At 56.8% G+C, this 19,601-nt stretch carries 21 protein-coding genes and 2 pseudogenes; 11 read left to right on the forward strand and 12 right to left on the reverse strand.

Annotation, left to right across the window (positions count from 1 at the left end):
• Window positions 1-117: 117 nt before the first annotated feature.
• From QU595_RS28320 to QU595_RS28325, 3 genes and pseudogenes are all read right to left on the reverse strand, one after another.
• Window positions 118-408 carry an NUDIX domain-containing protein gene (locus tag QU595_RS28320; RefSeq protein WP_315928347.1) on the reverse strand — a complete coding sequence of 97 codons (291 nt, stop codon included), beginning with the start codon at window positions 406-408 and terminating at the stop codon, window positions 118-120.
• A gap of 211 nt (window positions 409-619) precedes the next feature.
• A pseudogene (locus tag QU595_RS30250) lies at window positions 620-733 on the reverse strand (DUF393 domain-containing protein); the annotation flags it as partial.
• A gap of 187 nt (window positions 734-920) precedes the next feature.
• On the reverse strand, window positions 921-1,553 hold the full coding sequence (locus QU595_RS28325; RefSeq protein ID WP_315928349.1) for an NAD(P)-dependent oxidoreductase: 633 nt from the start codon (window positions 1,551-1,553) through the stop codon (window positions 921-923).
• A gap of 434 nt (window positions 1,554-1,987) precedes the next feature.
• Between QU595_RS28325 and trpB the strand changes: the two genes are divergently transcribed.
• From trpB to hemH, 4 genes are all read left to right on the forward strand, one after another.
• The gene (trpB, locus tag QU595_RS28330; RefSeq protein WP_315928351.1) at window positions 1,988-3,199 is read left to right on the forward strand and encodes a tryptophan synthase subunit beta; all 1,212 of its coding nucleotides are present in this window, start codon (window positions 1,988-1,990) and stop codon (window positions 3,197-3,199) included.
• Window positions 3,196-4,074, forward strand: a complete 879-nt coding sequence (gene trpA / locus QU595_RS28335; RefSeq protein WP_315928353.1) for a tryptophan synthase subunit alpha — start codon at window positions 3,196-3,198, stop codon at window positions 4,072-4,074. Before trpB ends, trpA begins: the two co-directional genes overlap by 4 nt.
• Window positions 4,075-4,323: 249 nt before the next feature.
• Window positions 4,324-4,467, forward strand: a complete 144-nt coding sequence (locus QU595_RS28340; protein ID WP_315928356.1) for a hypothetical protein — start codon at window positions 4,324-4,326, stop codon at window positions 4,465-4,467.
• A 64-nt stretch (window positions 4,468-4,531) separates the two neighbouring features.
• Window positions 4,532-5,572, forward strand: coding sequence for a ferrochelatase (hemH, locus tag QU595_RS28345; protein ID WP_315928358.1), 1,041 nt, complete (start codon window positions 4,532-4,534; stop codon window positions 5,570-5,572).
• Between the two features lie 66 nt (window positions 5,573-5,638).
• On the opposite strand, the gene QU595_RS28350 is transcribed toward hemH, so the two are convergent.
• From QU595_RS28350 to QU595_RS28385, 8 genes are all read right to left on the reverse strand, one after another.
• Entirely contained in the window at window positions 5,639-7,168 is a 1,530-nt protein-coding gene (locus QU595_RS28350) for a cryptochrome/photolyase family protein (RefSeq protein WP_315928360.1), read from the reverse strand.
• Window positions 7,169-7,390: 222 nt separating this feature from the next.
• Window positions 7,391-8,002: a CIA30 family protein gene (locus QU595_RS28355; RefSeq protein WP_410000592.1), complete on the reverse strand. Its 612-nt coding sequence runs from the start codon at window positions 8,000-8,002 to the stop codon at window positions 7,391-7,393.
• A 10-nt stretch (window positions 8,003-8,012) separates the two neighbouring features.
• The gene (locus tag QU595_RS28360; RefSeq protein ID WP_315928361.1) at window positions 8,013-8,735 is read right to left on the reverse strand and encodes an SDR family NAD(P)-dependent oxidoreductase; all 723 of its coding nucleotides are present in this window, start codon (window positions 8,733-8,735) and stop codon (window positions 8,013-8,015) included.
• 69 nt (window positions 8,736-8,804) lie between these two features.
• A complete protein-coding gene (locus tag QU595_RS28365) occupies window positions 8,805-9,614 on the reverse strand; it encodes a hypothetical protein (RefSeq protein WP_315928363.1) in 810 nt (269 codons plus the stop codon).
• A gap of 169 nt (window positions 9,615-9,783) precedes the next feature.
• On the reverse strand, window positions 9,784-10,335 hold the full coding sequence (locus QU595_RS28370; RefSeq protein ID WP_230978845.1) for a fasciclin domain-containing protein: 552 nt from the start codon (window positions 10,333-10,335) through the stop codon (window positions 9,784-9,786).
• A 296-nt stretch (window positions 10,336-10,631) separates the two neighbouring features.
• Window positions 10,632-11,852, reverse strand: a complete 1,221-nt coding sequence (locus tag QU595_RS28375) for an SAM-dependent methyltransferase (RefSeq protein WP_136359591.1) — start codon at window positions 11,850-11,852, stop codon at window positions 10,632-10,634.
• Window positions 11,842-12,657, reverse strand: a complete 816-nt coding sequence (locus QU595_RS28380; protein ID WP_136359590.1) for a DUF1365 domain-containing protein — start codon at window positions 12,655-12,657, stop codon at window positions 11,842-11,844. The genes QU595_RS28375 and QU595_RS28380 overlap by 11 nt, the downstream gene beginning before the upstream one ends.
• On the reverse strand, window positions 12,657-13,985 hold the full coding sequence (locus QU595_RS28385) for an NAD(P)/FAD-dependent oxidoreductase (RefSeq protein ID WP_315928577.1): 1,329 nt from the start codon (window positions 13,983-13,985) through the stop codon (window positions 12,657-12,659). The genes QU595_RS28380 and QU595_RS28385 overlap by 1 nt, the downstream gene beginning before the upstream one ends.
• Before the next feature lie 228 nt (window positions 13,986-14,213).
• Here QU595_RS28385 and QU595_RS28390 point away from each other — a divergent pair, with 228 nt between their 5' ends.
• From QU595_RS28390 to QU595_RS28415, 6 genes are read left to right on the forward strand one after another with little or no spacing between them, the layout of a single operon-like run.
• Complete coding sequence (locus tag QU595_RS28390; protein WP_315928579.1) at window positions 14,214-14,795, forward strand: sigma-70 family RNA polymerase sigma factor; 582 nt, start codon at window positions 14,214-14,216, stop codon at window positions 14,793-14,795.
• Window positions 14,792-15,442: a ChrR family anti-sigma-E factor gene (locus tag QU595_RS28395; protein WP_315928370.1), complete on the forward strand. Its 651-nt coding sequence runs from the start codon at window positions 14,792-14,794 to the stop codon at window positions 15,440-15,442. The genes QU595_RS28390 and QU595_RS28395 overlap by 4 nt, the downstream gene beginning before the upstream one ends.
• 53 nt (window positions 15,443-15,495) lie before the next feature.
• Complete coding sequence (locus tag QU595_RS28400) at window positions 15,496-16,353, forward strand: alpha/beta hydrolase (protein WP_315928372.1); 858 nt, start codon at window positions 15,496-15,498, stop codon at window positions 16,351-16,353.
• Window positions 16,350-17,180, forward strand: a complete 831-nt coding sequence (locus tag QU595_RS28405; RefSeq protein ID WP_315928374.1) for a DUF1295 domain-containing protein — start codon at window positions 16,350-16,352, stop codon at window positions 17,178-17,180. Before QU595_RS28400 ends, QU595_RS28405 begins: the two co-directional genes overlap by 4 nt.
• The gene (locus QU595_RS28410; RefSeq protein ID WP_315928376.1) at window positions 17,177-18,205 is read left to right on the forward strand and encodes a cyclopropane-fatty-acyl-phospholipid synthase family protein; all 1,029 of its coding nucleotides are present in this window, start codon (window positions 17,177-17,179) and stop codon (window positions 18,203-18,205) included. The genes QU595_RS28405 and QU595_RS28410 overlap by 4 nt, the downstream gene beginning before the upstream one ends.
• A gap of 50 nt (window positions 18,206-18,255) precedes the next feature.
• Window positions 18,256-18,792, forward strand: coding sequence for a hypothetical protein (locus tag QU595_RS28415; protein ID WP_315928378.1), 537 nt, complete (start codon window positions 18,256-18,258; stop codon window positions 18,790-18,792).
• Here QU595_RS28415 and QU595_RS28420 read toward each other — a convergent pair.
• Window positions 18,776-19,186, reverse strand: coding sequence for a DUF2177 family protein (locus QU595_RS28420; RefSeq protein ID WP_315928380.1), 411 nt, complete (start codon window positions 19,184-19,186; stop codon window positions 18,776-18,778). The two genes, QU595_RS28415 and QU595_RS28420, sit on opposite strands and share 17 nt — an antisense overlap.
• A 207-nt stretch (window positions 19,187-19,393) precedes the next feature.
• Here QU595_RS28420 and QU595_RS28425 point away from each other — a divergent pair.
• A pseudogene (locus tag QU595_RS28425) lies at window positions 19,394-19,591 on the forward strand (M24 family metallopeptidase); the annotation flags it as partial.
• Window positions 19,592-19,601: the final 10 nt, after the last annotated feature.

Here is a 19,601-nt window from a genome sequence, read left to right on the forward strand (position 1 = left end):
AATAACGCCATGTCGATCACTCCATAGCCCCCGCTGAAAACATGCGAGGGAGGGTTCAAACATGGGTCAATTCTCAATGGAAATATTGGGCTGCGCCGGGTCAGTTCTCAGTGGCAATCAACATTCGTCGGTTCTAATAGAAACGAACTCTAAAAACGACGGTTGGAGATAGCAGCCCGTCTCCTCCAGCAACTCTCGCGCGCCTGCTTCCTGCCAGGTCTCGCCACGCATCTGATAGCCCCCTGGCAGTCCAAGCAATCCGTAGCCGGGTTGCTTGGCGCGGCGGATTACAAGCAATTCCTTTGTGGCATTGTGGGCGAGCACAAAGACGGTTGACGGCGTATTGTCGTAACGCTCTGCAACGACTCCTACTGATAGATGCGCCACGCTTTTTTTCAATACGGCCACGTCGTTTCATTCTTCTTCGTACTAGATAGCGAATATGCCGTTCTTCGTGAGCCCGCTTTTCATCCAAAGCTAGCATGCCCTGTGGTTGAGCTCGAAGTACCGCTCCAGCTATGCCTAATGCTTCAGTATCTTTCCAAAATACCGGACACGAACTGCGGAACCGGAAGAAACGTCGGTACACCAACTCCAAAGCGGCCAATACGCCAAGCAGCTCGGCGAGACGCGCCACCCAGCGCCCCTTCGGTAGACGAGACCAAACATCGATTAGCGTAGCCGCTCCTGAGAGGATACGTCCATCGCTTGCGCTGGCATGGAACCGTTCCATTGCTTGCTGCGAGCAATTAGTTGCAGATCAAGTGACCGTTTCGCTGACGTCAATAAAAGGGCCCGCAACGGCTTGGGATTCGGCAATATAATGAACCTCTGCCCGACATAGAGGACATTATTCGTCAAAATACACCATCGATTCGGAGAACTTTGTTTCCACAACGATTACCTGAGCGATCTAACAGTCAGTTTACCAGGACCGGAGACTTGTGTATGTAATTCTCTTCCTCGACCTGTCGAACGAGGAATTCCGCCCCGTCAGACCGGGAGATAGTCCCATTCCGCCACTGTGAGGTCTCTGCAAGAACTTTATAATGACCGGTCTGTGGCCCACTGATGAGCACCCCGGGCCGTGCGATTGTCCAATCAAGCCCACTTGCCTTGACCAAGCACTCCTGCAAACTCTTATCCTTATATGCATGACCGAAGATGATCTTGAACGGCAAGCGTTGCAAATAGCTGATGCTGGCGCGGCTATCGCCGGCTCCAAAACCTGTTACGCAGATCAGACGTTTGACACGTTGTGCCTGCATCGCCGTTATCAGCACTCGCGTCGCGTCCGAGAAAATGTATATGGGACGAAGTAAGTCAGGCAGTCTCACTCCGAGGGTCTGTATTACAGCGCCCACCCCGGTAAGGGCCGCCTTTACGTCTTCAGGTTTCCGCGCGTCACCGCAAACCTTCTCTAGCTTCGGGTGTGAGAGGTCCAACTCCATCGCGGACCGTGCGAATGCGCGTACATTGTACCCAGCCTCCAGGGCTTGGCGCGTAGCCTCCAGCCCTATGCCCTTGCTCGCGCCGATAATCAGTAAACGCATTGACTTACCCATTTCGCACAACGACGAGCAATTTTGCACAATACCCGCCTTTTACGTGCCAATATGCTGTTTGGATCAATTAGGGTAGCGCAACCCTGCGCGGACGGGGAAAGTCTGCTCGTCACAGCCCATGAATGGTATGTGAAGTCCCAGTCGTCGCGGAAATAAATACAGGGCTCCACCGAAGATGGCATACGAGCCGAGCCAGACTGTTAACCGCTTTAGGCAAAATACCAGACTCCAGTGACGCCGCAATGAAGGTGCGGACTTATGGCGGAGGGCCGCGTTCAGCGCGACCCGAGAGCGCGTCAAAGCGTCCCGGTGATCTAATTGGCGTCAATCTTCGTATCAATTCAATATCGGCAGAAAAAAAGCATGTTCGCGTCTTATGCTGAGTCCTGTTGCTTCTGCCAACTCTTGAAGGGGTGAGACTAATGGCGGCTCCCAACACCTATCGCGGAGGGCCTGACGAGCGCGGAGGCTTTGGCGCGTATGGCGGGCGCTTTATCGCCGAAACGTTGATGCCGACAATTTTGGAGCTCGAACGCGCCTGTATCGCGGCAAAGGCCGATCCTGCATTCGCCGCCGAGCTTGATTATTACCTGAAGCAGTATGTCGGCCGCCCGAGCCCACTCTTTCTCGCCGAGCGGCTCACGCGTGAATGGGGCGGGGCTAGTGTCTACTTGAAGCGTGAGGACCTCAATCACACCGGCGCGCATAAGATAAATAACGCCATGGGCCAAGTCCTGCTAGCCCGCCGAATGGGCAAGCGCCGCATCATCGCCGAGACCGGCGCTGGACAGCACGGCGTAGCCACAGCCACCGTATGCGCGCTATTCGATATGCCCTGCATCGTCTACATGGGAGCGACCGATATCGAACGGCAAAAGCCCAACGTGCTGCGCATGAAGCTGCTCGGCGCCGAGGTTCGGCCCGTGTATTCCGGAACAGCCACCCTAAAGGATGCGCTTAACGAGGCGCTGCGTGACTGGGTCGCCAATGTCGAGGACACCTTCTACATCATCGGCACGGTGGCGGGTCCGCACCCCTACCCCGCCATGGTGCGCGACTTCCAATGCATCATCGGCGAGGAAGTGCGCGCGCAGATGCAGGAAGCAGAGGGTCGGCTCCCCGACACGCTTGTCGCCTGCATCGGCGGCGGCTCTAACGCTATCGGCCTCTTCCACCCCTTTCTCGACGACTCCTCGGTCCAAATCATCGGCGTTGAGGCCGCGGGGCATGGCATCGAGACCGGCAAACATGCCGCTTCCCTCACCGGCGGCTCGCCCGGCGTGCTCCACGGCAACAAGACCTATTTGCTGCAGAGCGCCGACGGGCAGATTGTCGATGCGCATTCGATCTCGGCCGGCCTCGACTATCCCGGCATCGGACCAGAGCATGCTTGGCTTTTCGAGCAGAAGCGCGTCGCGTATGTCGCGGTAACCGATCGCGAGGCGCTTGATGCCTTTCAGATCTGCACACGGCTTGAAGGCATTATCCCTGCGCTGGAATCGGCGCACGCGCTGGCGCAGGCGGCGAAGCTAGCGCCGACCCTCCCGCGCGGTCACCTGATGGTAGTCAATCTAAGCGGCCGCGGCGACAAGGATGTCGACACTGTCGCCAATGCGCTGGAGATAGCGCTATGAGCGGCCGGATCGCCCGGCGCTTCGCGGAACTCAAGGCAGCGGGGCGCGCCGGGCTCGTGACTTATCTCACATGCGGCGACCCCGACGCCGAGACCTTTGCTCGGCTGCTTGGGGAACTGCCGACGAGCGGTGCCGACCTAATCGAGATCGGCATGCCATTCTCCGACCCGATGGCGGACGGCCCGTCGATCCAAGCGGCCGGACAGCGAGCTCTTAAGGCCGGCATGACGCTCAAGGACGTACTGGTCACGGTGGGCCGCTTCCGCGCTCATGACGCCGAAACGCCGATCGTACTCATGGGCTACTATAACCCGATCTTCATCTATGGGATTGAGCACTTCCTCGCCGATGCCAAGGCGGCAGGAGTAGACGGGATTATCGTGGTCGACCTGCCACCAGAGCACGATGCGGAGCTATGTCTGCCGGCGCTGGCCGCCGGCATCAACTTCATCCGGCTCGCCACGCCGACCAGCGATAATAAGCGTCTGCCGTCGCTGCTAAATCAATCTACGGGCTTCATTTATTACGTCTCGGTTGCGGGCGTTACTGGCACCAAAACGGTCGATATCGGCAGCATCGCCGGAGCGGTCATGAGCCTGAGGCAGCAGTCGCACCTGCCGATTGCGGTGGGCTTTGGCATTCGTACGCCGGAACAAGCAGCGGCGGTGTCCCGCGTCGCTGACGCCGTGGTCGTAGGCTCGGTGCTAGTCGACGAGGTGGCCGCGCATCTCGACACCAATGGCGCGGCGCGGCCCGATCTGGTGAGCTCAGTGCTCGCGCGTGTGCGGGCTATATCGGAGGGTGTGCGAAAAAATTTAAATGATGTTTCTACGAGGAACGCGGCTGTCAATAAGATACTCAACAGTAAAGGCTAAAGGCAAGGACGTAGATCGTTGCGCGCGTTGCGATTGTTGCCCGGGCTGCAAGCAGGCATATGATGCAAACGACCATCGTTCAGGCCGACAACTTTTCCGGACGCGTTGCCATTTAGGCGCTCGCTGCGCTCGGTCACTTTTTTGCTGAAACGTAGGAAAGCTCCGCATGATACTCGCCTTAGGAATGTCCACTACGGCAGTGATCCGCATAACCCTCCCCCCCGTATAGGTAGTATGCAGGAGGTCAAATTGGAGGACATCCAGAAGGAAATCGAAAAAATCCGCAAGTCGATTCTGAATCATCCTAAGCGTGAGCTTCTCTTCGAGCTTGACACGCTGCTTTCGGTAGCGATCGAGGAATTGAAACGCCTGAAGGCGCACAGAATTATTTAGAGCAGAAAGTAAAATTTTCGTGGGTCTGGGCTTATGCCCATCCCGGCGCTAACTCTTTTACGCAATGGATCATCGAACCTTGACTGAGAACTTACCCTCCAACCATCCGACGGTGAAATTCGGAAAAATCGGTGTGCTACTGATAAATTTAGGCACGCCAGATGCTACCGATCCCGCTTCGATACGCCGATATCTCGCAGAATTCCTTACGGATCGTCGTGTCATCGAATGGTCTCGTTGGCTCTGGTATCCCATACTCTACGGCATTGTGCTGAATACGAGACCGAGAAAAGTCGGGAAAGCCTACGAGACGATTTGGAACAAGGAAAAGGACGAAAGCTACCTGAGGACGTTTACGCATAGCCAAGCTTTGCAACTTACCGACAGACTCTCGGATCTTCCGTCGGTGCAGGTTGAATGGGCGATGCGCTACGGTCAACCGTCTATCCGGAGCAAGATCGAAGCGCTTCAGAAATCCGGCTGCGAAAGGATACTTCTCTACCCACTTTATCCTCAATATGCGGCCGCGACGACGGCGACGGTGAATGACGAAAGTTTCAGAGCGCTGATGGACCTTAGATGGCAACCAGCAATCCGCACGGTGCCGCGATATCATGACGATCTTGTCTATATCGATGCTCTCGCCCATTCGATCGAAAGCCATTTCGCTACTCTGGATTGGGAGCCCGAGATCTTGCTGACGTCCTACCACGGCATCCCGATGTCTTATTTTACGAAGGGTGATCCCTATCACTGCCAGTGTCAAAAAACGACGAGACTGCTCAGGGAACGTCTCGGCTGGAGCAAAGAGCGTATAATGGTGACGTTTCAATCGAGGTTCGGTCCGGAAGAATGGCTGCAGCCATACACCGACAAAACCGTCGAGAAACTGGCACGAGAAGGAACAAAAAAGATTGCGGTGATCAATCCGGGCTTTGTTTCCGACTGCCTGGAAACGCTCGAAGAGATTGCAGTGGAGGCGAAGGAAACGTTTCTTCACAGCGGTGGTGAGAAGTTCACCCACGTGCCGTGCCTCAATGACGGAACGGACGGCATGAAAGTCATAGAGCACATGGTCCGAAAGGAATTGGCAGGTTGGGTGTAAAGCGTTTTAAGCTAGGACGACAATCGTCGCGCACCACGCTGCCAGATCAACCAAAGGGCCTTTTCGTCATAAGCCTTCGATGAACGCATGCGCATGCTGCGTGATGACCTTCACGCGATCCTTTGGCATCCGATCAAGCGTTCGATACGGCATGCCCAATCGGGGATTTCGCTCGAGATAAGAGCGGTTCTCAATCCGAAAATTCCAGTACAGAAAATTGAATGGGCATGCACCAGGACCGCGCTTAATATTTGGATTATATGCGCAGGTCCCACAATAATCGGACATCCGGTCGATATAAGCGCCGGACGCAGCGTAGGGTTTTGATGCCAGTAACCCGCCATCGGCAAAAAGAACCATCCCATGTGTGTTGGGCAATTCGACCCAGTCGAAAGCGTCCGCGTAGACAGCCAGATACCATTCCTCAAGCTCGGCCGGACGAACCCCTATAAGCAGGGCAAAGTTGCCGGTGATCATCAGACGCTGGATGCGATGAGCGTAGGCGTTTCGCCGGGTATCGGCGATCGTTGTGGCGAGACAGTTCATATCTGTTTCGCCTGACCAGTAGAACCAGGGCAGTGATCGGACTGCGCCAAGAGCGTTGGTTTCGGCATAATGTGGCATCTTTAGCCAATAGATTCCGCGAACATATTCGCGCCAGCCGAGAATTTGCCGGATGAACCCTTCGACTGAATTGATCGGCGCATCACCGCGGCGAAAGGCGTTCTCGGCCGCTTCACAGACTTCGCGCGGGTTCAACAAGCCGATGTTCAAGTAGGGCGAAAGCAATGCATGAAAGAGAAATGGCTCGTGAACCGCCATTGCGTCCTGATAGTCGCCGAAGAAGGGAAGTGCCTCAGAGACAAAAATATCGAGCGTCGCGAGTGCATGTTTGCGGGTGACCGCCCATGTGAAGTCTTCGAGATCGCCAAAATGATCCGCGAAACGCGCCGCAACCATAGACAGAATTTCGTGAGTGATGGCGTCCGGCTCTGAGCCGAAGCGTTCCGGAACTTTGAACGTGTCGGGCAACTTTTTGCGGTTGTCGGCATCAAAATTCCATTGACCGCCACAAGGGTTGTCACCCTCCATCAATATGCCGGTTCGACGACGCATTTCCCGATAGAAATACTCCATGCGATACGTCTTGCGGCCATTCGCCCAAGCTTGAAACTGACCCACAGAGCAAAAAAAGCGATCATCTTCTCGAACAGGCAATTCGAGCTGTTCGGGCCAACAGTCCACCATTTTTCTCACGCGCCATTCGCCGGGCTCGGTAACTACCACGCGATCTGGTTTGTGGCGGGCAACCGCCCGCATCAATTCACCCGTGAAAGAGCCAGTGTTCGCCTTGTCGTCTAGGCGGACATATTCGACCCTGAAGCCGAGTTCACACAATTCGTCTGCAAAATGCCGCATGGCGGACAAGATGAAGGCGATCTTCTGTTTGTGATGTCGAACGTATGTCGTTTCGTCGGCGACCTCGACCATGAGCACCAGGTCTTCCCGAGGGTCGAAACCCTTCAACGAAGAGATTTGATGGCTGAGTTGATCGCCGAGGATGAGGACGATCGTTTTGGCCTTTGCCACTTTCATCGCGGGCGATCACTCACTATGCCCGTCGCCTCGCCAGCGGCGATATGCGCGCCGCGCTTGAGCAGATTGAGAGACTTTAACGACGGCATTTCCAGGTCGGTCAAGCGGCTACATGAAGACATTGATCTTGCCTTTCGGTTTCGCAGCCGTTATTACTTACAGGTAGCATTGGTGGCGCGCTTGTTACTATGCTGTTATTCGTCGGCCGGTCGCATGATAAAATCAGATGGCTTGCGATCTCAAAACGACTTTAGGTCTATTGATATTTTCTCGGTGATTGCAGCCATGGGCATCGTCGCGAATGTATCTCAGACCACCGATCGCCAGATCACAACGAAATGCCCGGCCTATTGCGACTAACCCGACACGCTTCAACCGATGTGTATCAAGTGGAATATCGGTGCGATAGGGAGCAAAAGCGCTAAACCGCAGAACCACTGTCCGCCAATCTGGGTATGCCGTAAAATCCTGGCGATACGACTGCCAGGATCTTTGTAGATAATCTGTTCTAAGGTGAACATTGTAGACCTCGCCGTTGCCACACACGTCTATCGCAATCCCGTCCCAGCCACTTGCATCCACAACATGGTCTGTCGGCGAGAGATCGAGGGAGGCCTGAACAAATCCTCCGTTGTTTTCCAGGTTGACGTCGCCGAGCACACGGATGGCGCACCGGCCTGCAACTTCCTCGCGGGCCATCACTCCTTGGGAAACCCCACCCATGACCGCGTCTGTAACAAGTTTCCAGGCGCTACCAATTGTAGCGACTGGTGGCTTCCTGCTGAGGTCATCTATTATAGCGGTCGCGGGCAACGTATTTCCGTCCCATCGCATGTTGGCCAACCTAACCTTTGGTCCGCAGACGAGAACGTCCACCGTCCACTCCAATCACTTGCCCGGTTATCCAGCCGGCTTCCGATGTCAGAAGGAAATCGGAAATTGCGGCAATATCGTCGGGCTCACCCAAACGGCGCATCGCGTGCAATTGGGCGATGGCCTCGACCATTTGAGAAGAATTGGTCAGCGATTTCGAAAGCGGCGTTTTGGTCAAAGAGGGCGCTACACAATTGACTCGAATTGTCGGCGCGAGTTCGGCCGCCATCGCGAACGTCAGCCCTTCCACGGCCGCCTTTGCCATAGAGATCGACGCATGAGCAGCAAAGCCCTGCGAGGCTGCGACCGAGGAGATCAGGACCACCGAAGCCGCTGGGCTCCGTTTAAGGCTGGGAAGATGCGCCTTAATCGCGAGCGCCGCGCCGACGGCGTTGAGCCGGAAGTCATGAACGAAGTCATCTTCGTTCAGTCCGCCAATCGGTTTCAGTTTGATCGATCCTATCGCGTAGACGAGACCATCGATGGGACCTTGAACTTCCGAAGCGACACGCTCGAAACTGCCCGGAGCGAGCACGTCAACAGCCGTAAAGGTTGCTCCGGTTTCCACCGCAAGTTCTTTAAGCCGGCCGGTATCGCGCCCGACGAGATGGGCACTGCCACCCCGGGCGGTGACTCGGCCGAGAATAGCCGTACCGATGCCGCCTGAACCGCCGTAGATAACCGTCGTCGCCATTTAATATCTCTTTCTAGCGGCGGACGTGATTTCACCACATGTGAACTCTCGCGCTTCGTCAGTCCTGTGTTAGGCGTTCCTGCATTGGCAGATATCTCGGGAACTGCACGATTTTGGAATGCGAACGATCGCGTCGGTCCATGACGAGTCGATCCGGTCGATACAGGATTCACTGAATTCAGTGATCTTTTTCCAGTACCTGCCGTCTTCGACGAAGTAGCCCAAATTGGCCTCGAGCAACTTTGCCGCGGCTTCGGCCTCCCGAACGACCATCCCTGAAAATATCTGGTTCAACGCACTGACGCGGCGCGTAGTCAGACGCGAAAGAGTTGCCAATGTCGTACGCGGAAAAGTCAGCCTGCTCCGTGGGCGGTTGGAAAGGTTGAGGCATAGTGTTCCTTCTCGCAGGGCTTTCACGAAAAGGCGGCTTGATTTCGCTTCAAGAGAACGCAGCGTGATGTCTTGCCGAAGTGGATCAGGCGTTCCATTGCCGTAGAAATGCGTGCGTCCAACCCCGGAGTAAATCATGTCACAGCCAAGAAAGGCGAGAACGTCTGGCTTCAAAGCATGAAGCGCCCAATACGCAGAAGTAAATGCCATGGTTCCGCCTGCATAAACAAAACCGCCAAACTCGTTCTGCGCAGGAACAAATTTGTCTGACGTGATCTTCAAGGCAGATGTTGACTGTGTGGCGGGTAACCGCTCACTTGGGAAATCGTCCGGATATATCAAATAATCCCAATCGTCGCGGATCGCCCACGCATTGTTTATGGCTACTATCGATGCGATTGTAGAACGATCCCACTCACGAACTTCCAGAGCATCAGGCGCGCTGCCGAGTACAAGAACGATATTAGGTTTGTGATCTATAGGTTTCATTGCACCGAGATCTGATCGAGCGTTGTTTTTCTTATTTCTGTATTACAAATCAAAACTAACGTTCTAATTTCATACGCCGCAAGATGCGAGTTTACACACCGACACGCCGATATTTAGCCGAAAATGGGCGGTGCCCAATCATAGGGGCACCGCCCACGGCTCACGTCGCTTATTTCGGCAGGAGAACGGCGTTGACGACGTGGATCACGCCATTTGATTGCATCACATCCGGGATGGTCACTTCAGCGGCGCCACCAGATTCATCGATGATGTAGACATGTTTGCCTTTCAGTTCGGCTGTCAGCGAATCTCCGCTCACTGTCGTCATGTTGTACTTGCCGCCATTTTTCTTGATGTCGCGGATAAGATCCTCGGCAGTAACCTTTCCGGCGACGACATGCGCAGTAAGGATCTTTGCCAGCTTGTCCTTGTTTTCCGGCTTGAGAAGCGTGTCGACAGTCCCCTTGGGAAGTTTTGCGAAGGCTTCGTTGGTCGGTGCGAACACGGTGAATGGCCCTGGTCCTTCGAGCGTCTTCACTAGGTCTGCTGCTTTGATAGCCGCCACCAGCGTCGTGTGATCCTTCGAGTTGACCGCGTTCTCGACGATGTTCTTGCTGGCGTACATCGGCGCGCCGCCCACCGTCGGATTGGCCGCATAGGCGGTTCCTGACACCGCAAGCGCCATAGAAAACATAGCGGCTTTCAACAATTTCATGGTCATGAAGTCCTCCGTGTTTCGTTGTCATCTGACAGAACTTTGTACGAGGGAGCCTGCGCTATGGATTTCCCATTCACGCAGATTTGAGTTACGGTGTGCCGACCATGGGCATCGAGCCTCGCTATCGTTGCTCTTCTCGACGTCAGCAACGCGTCGCGCAAAAGCGACAGGCGCACAAATGCCTGACGGAAAGTCTGTTGTTGCACGCTTGGTCTGGCGATCCGTTGAAGTCCTTTTGCGCCGGCGTGGGAGCAGACCGTGAGCTCCCTCAGGAAGTTATGATTTTTCCATCCGAACCGTCAGCTTTTGGCGAAAACAAAAAAGCCAACATCGATGGTTGCGGCTCTGAATCCAGCCTCGCAGTAGCAGAGGTAATAGTTCCAGAGCCTGCGAAAGCGATCCGGGAACCCCATTGCGGCGATGTCGGGCCAGGACGCCAGGAAGCGTTTGCGCCACTCGGAAAGTGTGGCCGCATAGCTCTCGCCGAACATTTGCGTCGAAACCAGCTTGAGCCCGGCCTGCGCGCCTTGTTCTGCAAGGATTGCTTTGGTCGGAAGCATCCCGCCTGGGAAGATGTGACGCTGAATAAAATCGGGAGAGCCACGGTAAGCCTCGAAGCGCGCCTCGTCGATCGTGATCACCTGCAGAACGACTATGCCGCCGACGTTCAGGCGATCATGCAGAGTTTCAAAGTAAGCCGGCCAGTAGGCTTCGCCGACCGCCTCCAGCATTTCGATCGATACGATCCTGTCGTAGGAACCCTCGACGTCGCGATAGTCCGTCAATTCCAAAGCGGCGCTGTCGACCAGCTTTTGCTGCTCCAGGCGCTTTCGAGCGAAAGCCAGTTGCTGGGTCGATAGGGTAATGCCGGTAACGTGAGCACCTGCGCGAGCCAACCTCATGGCCAGGGCCCCCCAGCCGCAGCCGATTTCCAGGACATTCTCGCCACCCTGAAGATCCAGGAGTTCTTCGATTTGTGACAGCTTGGCTTCCTGGGCCTCTTCAAGCGTCAGGTTTGGATGTGCATAAAGCGCCGATGAATAGGTCATCGTCGGGTCGAGCCAGCGCTCGTAAAATGCGTTGCCGAGATCATAGTGGAAGGAAATGTTTCTACGGCTTCCAGTTTTGCTGTTAGCGCGCAGCAAATGACGTATGCGATTATACATGCGGGCGGGCCAGAACCCGGAAATGCTGCGATCGAGCACAGCGATGTTTCGTGCCGCCAGCTCCAATAGTGCGGCGAGATCGGGGCTTGACCAATCATCGTCGATGTAGGCTTCTGCAAAGCCCAGATCTCCGTGGCTGAGGAGCCGCCGGATTGCTCGCCAGCGATGGACGACGAGCGTGGCGGACGGTCCGGACTGCGCACCTGAATGCTCGACACGATCACCGGATGGCAGTACGACGATGATGTGGCCGCAATCGATGGGCGCGATCATTCGGCCAAGCAAATGCGCGATGAGGCTTTCCCTGGGCCTTTTAAAGCCGCTCAAGGTTCTCGTCTTGATGTCAAACGTCATGAACGCTGCTCTTATCTCGACCGCTTTCAGGGTTTGCTCCGCGCCCGATGGTGACGGGCCGATCCGGTGGGGAAGGCCGCGGATAGAGACGGATTCCCTTCAGCCAGATCAGCAGTGCTTCCCAATAGATGCCCGCGATGACTTTGAACGTCATCAGCGGATATACGAAGAACGCGCGGGCTAGAGAGGCGTCTGACAAATCCTGCCTGACAGCGGTCAGCTTGGCGATAATCAGCGGTCCTTCGTCATCACGGCCGGTAACCGAAACCGACAGATCCTGTCCCGGAGGCATGATGGAGAAGGAATAGATCATGTCGGTGGTCATGAAGGGCGAGACGTAAAAGGATTTTTGGCTTTCTTGCCGCACCGGCCCAGTTGTGCCGGGAGCCACGGGAATGAGGTAGTTATGGCGCTGACCGAACGTGTTGTTTACCTCGTAGAAGATCGCGGACAATGAGCCGTCGCGCCTGTGACAGAAATAGAGGCTGAGCGGATTGAAGGCGTATCCGAGGATGCGCGGCATGGTGAGCAGCCGGATCGGCCCACCCGTTTCGATGCCGGCTTCATCCAGATGACGGATGATCCTATCGCGTGGCGATTGTGTCCCCTCGCCGTGGTCGCGATCATGGAAGCTGAAAAGGTTGAACCGGTTGTGCGAGAAAAGGCGAAGTCTGTTCTCCAGCACGTCTATTTCGTCGAGATCGAGCAGCAGGTAGAAAATACTGTAGCGCAGGCGATGCTGCCTTGGCCGCAGCCTGTGATGCATCACGGAACCAGCATACAGCCCCGATCGAAGTTCCGGCATCAGGCTGCCTCCGTCTCCGGCAGATCGGACACGCTGTTATAAATATGGATGCGGCCGGATTCGTCAGGAACCGTCCACGGCCGCCGCACGCCGCCGATCGCCTCGGCGACAGCGAGGCCGGCTTGCAGCCCATCCTCGTGGAACCCTGCGCCGAAATAGGCGCCGCAGAACCAGGTGTTGCGGCGCCCTTGCAGCGACCAAAGCTCCTTTTGCGCCTGCAACGCCCGGGTATCGAAACGAGGATGGCTATAACTCATTCGCTTGAGGACCGCCTCGAGTTCGATCTCGCGGTGAGGGTTGAGCGTTACGAACAGCGGCCGCTTGCTCTCGATCCCCTGCAGACGGTTCATCCAGTAGGTCACAGCGAGCTTGCGGCCATCATTGTCATCTCTCGTCATGTAGTTCCAGCTCGACCATACACGGCGCCGCTTCGGCATCAGGCGCGTATCGGTGTGAAGGACCGCGTCGTTGACGATATAGTCGAACGCGCCAAGCAGACGTCGCTCTTCGCTACTCGCATCGGCCAGCATTTTCAGAGTCTGGTCCGCGTGTGCTGCGATGACGACGTGATCGAAACGGCGACGGTGGCCATCGCGTCCAACGATCTCGACGCCATCTTTTGCGCGAACAATCGCGATTACGGGATAGTTTGAGACGACTTCGGGTATGGTTTTGGAGAGTACCTGCACATAGGACCGACTGCCCCCGGCGACGGTTCGCCAGACCGGTCGGCCAACAAGCTTCAGAAGACCGTGCGTCTGGCAAAATCGGATGAACGAGGCCGCGGGATAGGCCCCGATTTTTGCTGCCGGAGTCGACCAGATCGCGGCCGCCATTGGATAGAGATGGTCATTGCGGAAGCTGTCGCCGTATCCGGCCGCATCGAGATATTCGTCGAGGGTTATCATTCCTAACGCCGCAACAGACCGCGGCGCTTCGCGGTAGAAACGAACCAGATCGCGCAGCATCATCCAGAATCGCGGGCTGATGGCGTTCTGGCCCTGCGCGAAAAGGCCCAGCAAACCGGTGCCGGAGTATTCGAGCCGGCCGTCGTCCAGTGAAACGGCAAACGACATATCGGAACGCTTGGTGGCGACGCCGATGTGATCGAACAGAGCAGTCAGGTTCGGATAGGTTTTTTCATTGAAAACGATAAAACCGGTATCGACTGCGAAGCCTGCGGCGTCGACCGTATGGCTGTGCCCTCCGAGCCGGTAATCAGCTTCGAAAAGAGAGACGCGATGCCTTTTCGAGAGCAACCATGCGGCAGACAGCCCGGAAATGCCACTGCCGACGACAGCGACGGCGAGGCCTTGATGAGCCGCCAAGCCAGGTTCCCACCCGTTGCGTCCATCGGTTGCTGCAATCTTTCCGGTCAAAGGACTTCCCTCCGCGCGCCAAACTGCCAGTATTTACGGAAGCCGGGGCGCGGTAGATCACTTGAAGCGTGATCCAATCGCAGGGCGCAGGCGTATGAAGGGCAAATGGATGCAGCGAGCTTATATATTGGAACCGGGAATGCGCGGCAGCTCCGTCCGGCAGCGAGGCTGGTTGTTTTGAACGAGGCGAGGCAAAAAGCAGTGCTGCCGTCTCCCGAGGAACTGATCGGTCTGATTGACGCGGTTGCGCGGACGCAGGACCGGAATGCCTTCGCGCGACTTTTCGGGTATTTCGCGCCTCGCGTCAAAAGCTTCCTCATGCGATCGGGCCTTGAAGACGCCGCTGCGGAGGAAGTGGCCCAGGAGGTCATGATAGCGGTATGGCGTAAAGCGTCCTATTTCGATCCCGCTAAAGCCGGCGCGTCGACTTGGGTTTTTACGATTGCCCGCAATCAAAGGATCGACCGTCTGCGTCGCACGCGATCTCGGACTGCCGATCATCTTCTGGATCCGACTGATGAACTCGATATGCCCCCTTCGGGTGAAGATATCGCCATCGTTGCCGAACGGGAGGAAGGGGTGCGCAAGGCGTTGGAAAGCCTGCCGATCGATCAGTCAACCATTGTGCGGCTGTCGTTCTTTGCCGAGAAACCGCATGCGGAGATTGCAAGAGAGCTGGGCATTCCTCTCGGCACCGTAAAATCCCGTGTTCGGCTCGCATTGAATCGGCTTCGGACCCTTTTGGACAGCGATATATGACGATCAACCATCACCCCAGCGATGAAACGCTGATGCGTATGGCGGCCGGCGCATTGGGCTCAGGTCCTGCGCTTGTCGTTTCCGTCCATCTCGAAGGATGTGCGGTCTGCCGCAACCGTATGGCGCACTTTGAGGCCGTTGGCGGCGCGATCCTGGATGAGATGCCACCCGTTCCGCTGGCAGCGGATTTGTTCGGACGCACCATGGAGCGTCTTCAGGTTGTCCAACAATTGCAGACCAAAGAGCGGTCCGTGAACAAGCACCCGGAATTGGGAATCGAGCTCCCACGGACGATGCAGCACTGCGAGGTAGGACCGTGGAAATGGCTGGGGCCAGGCTTCAAATGGAGCAAGGTCAAGATTCCCGGTAGCCCTGACGAAAAAGTCATGCTGCTGAAAGGCAGGGCAGGGCTTCATCTGCCGGCTCATGGACATACCGGCCTCGAATTCATGCAAATTCTGTCTGGATCGCTGGCCGACGAGCGTGGCCGATATTTTCCAGGGGACCTCGACGAGGCCGGCGACGATGTGGATCATCGACCTGTGGTCGGGCAGGAATCGGACTGCGTGTGTCTTGCCGCGCTTGAAGGAGATACGCGACTTCACGGATTGCTCGGCCGCCTTCTGCGTCCGATCGTAGGTTTCTGATAGATGGCTGCGGGCAACGCGTTCAGCACAGTGCCGCCAGAAGTGGCCGGTACATGAAAGCATTTCCGTCTCCGGTCGATTTGCTGAACGTGATTGCCAGGATTGGAGCGGCGCGACCCCTTAGCGTTGTCCGCTACGGACGCCACCGGCGCCATGTCCTTGACATCTATCCGGCCGCGAAGGACGGGCCGTCGCCAGTCATCGTCTTCTTCTATGGCGGCGGCTGGAAGGATGGAGAGCGAAGCGACTACCTCTTCGTTGGACATGCCCTGGCCGAGCGCGGCTTCACCACCGTGATCCCCGATTACCGTGTCTTTCCCGAGGTTCGCTTCCCCGGCTTCCTCCAGGATGCGGCTGAGGCAATGCGCTGGACGGTCGATCATATTGCGGAATTCGCTGGTGATCCGCGTCGCGTCATCGCCATGGGCCATTCCGCCGGCGCCCATATCGCCGCCATGCTGGCCTTCGATCGCCAATGGCTTCTTGAGCTTGATCTCGATGCAAGCGTCGACCTTCGCGCCATTATCGGCCTTGCCGGTCCCTATGACTTTCTCCCCCTTCGTAGCCGGACGCTTAAACAGATCTTCGGGCCGGAAAACGGCCTATCCGGCACACAGCCGATCAACTTCGTGGATGCGTTTGCTTCGCCGGCGTTCTTGGCGTCAGGAAACTATGATCGGACCGTCGATCCCGGGAACACAATTCGACTCGCCGAACGCATTAGAAGCGTCGGCGGCGAAGCGGAAACGAAGCTCTACGACGGTGTAAACCACCGCACGCTGATCGGCGCGTTTGCGCGTCCGTTGCGCTTTCTGGCGCCGGTTCTCGACGATGTCGTGGGTTTTGCGCTCAAACATACCGATGAACAAGCGCTTTCCGGAAGGCCGGCGGCGCAGAAAAGGAGCGCATGACCACAGGGATCTTCGTTCTCGCGTTGGCGGCTTGCCTCTCGGCGACGATGATCGGCGCCTGGCTTATTGCAATTCTTACTGGCCGGTCGGGTTGGATCGATGCGATCTGGTCTTTCGCCACCGGCGCGTTCGGCGCGGCAGCAGCCATGATACCACTCGCCAACTCGCAGATCTCGATGCGGCAGATGCTTGTGGCGATCCTGGCGTTGTTCTGGTCCCTGCGGCTGGGCCTCCACATCTCGATACGCACCGCCCGTGGCGGCGACGATCCACGCTATAAACAACTGCGCGAGGAGTGGGGTGGTTCGTTCAAGCGTCGCCTGTTCTGGTTTCTTCAGATCCAGGCGTTAGCGGCCTTCGCGCTTGCCCTGTCGATCATGCTCGCAGCTCATAATCCCGCGCCGGGCCTCGGCGTCGCCGACTGGACCGGTTTCGCCGTGCTGATCGTTGCGATCGTCGGCGAGACGATTGCCGACCGTCAGCTTTCCGCATTTCGTTCCAATCCAGCCAACAAGGGCAAGGTTTGCGACGTCGGGCTCTGGGGGATTTCACGCCACCCGAATTATTTCTTCGAATGGTTGGGCTGGCTTGCCTACGCCATTGTCGCAATCGACCTTACGGGTGCCTATCCTTGGGGATGGCTGGCCATCGCCGGACCATTGCTGATGTACTGGCTGCTCGTCCACGCCTCCGGCATTCCGCCCCTCGAAGCGCACATGCTGCGCTCACGTGGAAAGGCATTTCGTGACTATCAGCGCCGCGTCAACCCATTCTGGCCCGGTCCTCAGCACGCCGTTGACACGAGCAATCATGGAGACTCGCGATGAGTCTGATTTCCTCAGCGATGCGCGCCGCCGAACGCGCTCCGCTTCCCGACCCATTGACGCGGATGGGCATCGAGTTCCTGGTCGGGCGCACGAGACGGAAACTTGCCGCAGCCTCCAGCCAGGAGGAAGAAGAATTCGCGCGGGCCATGACCGAACATCCGATCGCCGAACATGCCGACGCCGCCAACGAACAACACTATGAACTGCCGCCCGAATTCTTCGCCCTAACGCTTGGGCCGCACCGCAAGTATTCCTGCTGTCTTTATCCAACGGGTGAAGAGACCCTGGCCGATGCCGAGCGACTGGCGCTGGAGGAAACGGTCGCGCACGCCGATCTTGTCGACGGCCAATCGATCCTGGAACTCGGCTGCGGTTGGGGATCGCTAACGATTTTCATGGCGGAGCGTTTTCCGCGTTCGACCATTACGGCCGTGTCAAACTCGAAGCCTCAACGGCTCCATATCGAAGCGGAGGCCGCCGCACGTGGTCTTGCCAATGTCCACGTCATCACGGCGGATATGAATGCCTTCAAACCGCATAGCAGATATGACAGGATCGTCTCGGTCGAGATGTTCGAGCATATGTCGAACTGGAAGGGGTTGCTCGAACGCATAAGGACATGGCTCGAGCCCGAGAAAGGCCGACTGTTCATTCACGTCTTCAGCCACAAGCACAGTCCTTATCGTTTCGACCACAGAAACGAGGCGGACTGGATCGCCCAGCATTTCTTCACAGGCGGCATCATGCCGAGCCACCGCTTGCTCAGACACTTTCCGGACTACTTTACGGTTGAACAGGACTGGCGTTGGAATGGGCTCCATTACCAGAGGACGGCGGTGGACTGGCTGGCGCGCTTCGATGAAAACAGCGAGCGGATCGATCGCATCTTGGATGAGGTTTACGGCACCGACGCCGCGCTTTGGCGACGGCGCTGGCGTCTGTTTTATCTGGCGACGGCGGGGCTGTTCGGGCACTCCAGCGGCGAGGAATGGGGCGTGAGCCATTACCTCCTTCGACCAGTCTGAAAACAAAACAGTTCACCATGAATTTTCTTCGACACGTTTGGGATCGAATTGTGGCTTACGCCGCACATGACGATCCCATGGTCGCGGCCTGCAATCTGATCGCGCTAATCGTCGCGTCCAACCAGCCTTTTTATCCGCTCTACGTCTATTGGGCGGTTAGCGACCAGGTCTGGCCGACGTTCTTCACGTTTCTGTCGACCCCGTTCTTCCTGGCCGTTCCTGCAGTTGCCAAACGATGTTCCAAGGCTGGCCGAGCGCTTCTACCTGTGGCCGGCATGGCCAATACGATCTTGAGCGCGAAAGTATTTGGTCCCGCGTCAGGCGTCGAGATTTTCCTGATCCCATGCGCTCTGATTGCCGCGACGTTTTTCCGACCTTCGGAGCGGATGATCGCCTTCCTTTTGATTGGCACAGCTTTGCTTATTTATCTGGGGCTGAGCGGGAAGTATGGTGCTCCGGCGCACAGTTTTACTGTTTCCGAGTATCAGGCATTTTTCCGGCTGAACGCCATGAGCGCTGGGACGCTCACCGTCTTCGTCGGGCTTATCGCCTCAGGTCTGATGAGCCGGTTCAAGACGCGGACGTGAAGGCGCGCGTGATAAAGAATCCGGCCGTCGCCGCAACCGCGGTCAGGAACGTTCCCCAGCAGAGATCAGCGACAGTCACCATGATCGGCCAATTCTTGAGTGTCGCCTGGTTGGTCAGGTCGTAAGTGGCATAAGCGAACAGGCCAAGGAACGCGCCGAACGATGTGGCTGTCGTCCAGCGGTCGCTGGCCAAGGCTGGTAAGATGGCGAAAACGACGATGCCGGCAATATAGACGAGATAAAAGAGCACCGCTGGCGCCAGCCTGAAACCGTCGACCAACATGTCACCCATCAAGGGACGGTAGAGCCGTTGTGCAGCGACGGTCAGCCAAATCGCGTCGATTGCGAGAAAAACCAGACCGGTTGCGACATAGGCAATGCCATAAGTTTTCAAGTCCTGACCTTTCTCTGCTCTACAGTGCCAATTTCTACGCAGTCACGGCATAATTGGACCACTTGACTCCGTTCGTTACGGCAATCTCTGCCCGCGACCAGGAGCCCGCATGACGGCATGTGATCCGAACAGCGAACGCCTGCGTAGTCATTTGAACAGAGGTGCGAATCTTAGGGAGCTTATGCGCCTTGCACGCGCACGGGCAGGGGGCTTGGCGCCTCCTTCGCCGAAAAGCCGCAGATCATGACGGGCGACCCGACGATCTTGCAGCCGGGTATGGTGCTCGCCGTCGATGGCAATCTGACAGTGAAGGGATTTGGCGTGCAGTTCGGGGATTCGGTGCTCGTCACAGAAAACGGATTCGAATTCCTGACTAACCACACGCGTGATCTGCAGGTGCTCTAAAGGGCACAGG

It is taken from the genome of Mesorhizobium sp. SP-1A (genome assembly GCF_032460275.1).
Classification (GTDB): domain Bacteria; phylum Pseudomonadota; class Alphaproteobacteria; order Rhizobiales; family Rhizobiaceae; genus Mesorhizobium.

Excerpts from the sequence above, each read along its gene's own strand:
- QU595_RS28325 (WP_315928349.1), bottom strand. The coding sequence starts at position 1,553 with ATGCGTTTACTGATTATCGGCGCGAGCAAGGGCATAGGGCTGGAGGCT.
- trpB (WP_315928351.1), top strand. The coding sequence starts at position 1,988 with ATGGCGGCTCCCAACACCTATCGCGGAGGGCCTGACGAGCGCGGAGGC.
- trpA (WP_315928353.1), top strand. The coding sequence starts at position 3,196 with ATGAGCGGCCGGATCGCCCGGCGCTTCGCGGAACTCAAGGCAGCGGGG.
- hemH (WP_315928358.1), top strand. The coding sequence starts at position 4,532 with ATGGATCATCGAACCTTGACTGAGAACTTACCCTCCAACCATCCGACG.
- QU595_RS28350 (WP_315928360.1), bottom strand. The coding sequence starts at position 7,168 with ATGAAAGTGGCAAAGGCCAAAACGATCGTCCTCATCCTCGGCGATCAA.
- QU595_RS28355 (WP_410000592.1), bottom strand. The coding sequence starts at position 8,002 with ATGCGATGGGACGGAAATACGTTGCCCGCGACCGCTATAATAGATGAC.
- QU595_RS28360 (WP_315928361.1), bottom strand. The coding sequence starts at position 8,735 with ATGGCGACGACGGTTATCTACGGCGGTTCAGGCGGCATCGGTACGGCT.
- QU595_RS28365 (WP_315928363.1), bottom strand. The coding sequence starts at position 9,614 with ATGAAACCTATAGATCACAAACCTAATATCGTTCTTGTACTCGGCAGC.
- QU595_RS28370 (WP_230978845.1), bottom strand. The coding sequence starts at position 10,335 with ATGACCATGAAATTGTTGAAAGCCGCTATGTTTTCTATGGCGCTTGCG.
- QU595_RS28375 (WP_136359591.1), bottom strand. The coding sequence starts at position 11,852 with ATGACGTTTGACATCAAGACGAGAACCTTGAGCGGCTTTAAAAGGCCC.
- QU595_RS28380 (WP_136359590.1), bottom strand. The coding sequence starts at position 12,657 with ATGCCGGAACTTCGATCGGGGCTGTATGCTGGTTCCGTGATGCATCAC.
- QU595_RS28395 (WP_315928370.1), top strand. The coding sequence starts at position 14,792 with ATGACGATCAACCATCACCCCAGCGATGAAACGCTGATGCGTATGGCG.
- QU595_RS28400 (WP_315928372.1), top strand. The coding sequence starts at position 15,496 with ATGAAAGCATTTCCGTCTCCGGTCGATTTGCTGAACGTGATTGCCAGG.
- QU595_RS28405 (WP_315928374.1), top strand. The coding sequence starts at position 16,350 with ATGACCACAGGGATCTTCGTTCTCGCGTTGGCGGCTTGCCTCTCGGCG.
- QU595_RS28410 (WP_315928376.1), top strand. The coding sequence starts at position 17,177 with ATGAGTCTGATTTCCTCAGCGATGCGCGCCGCCGAACGCGCTCCGCTT.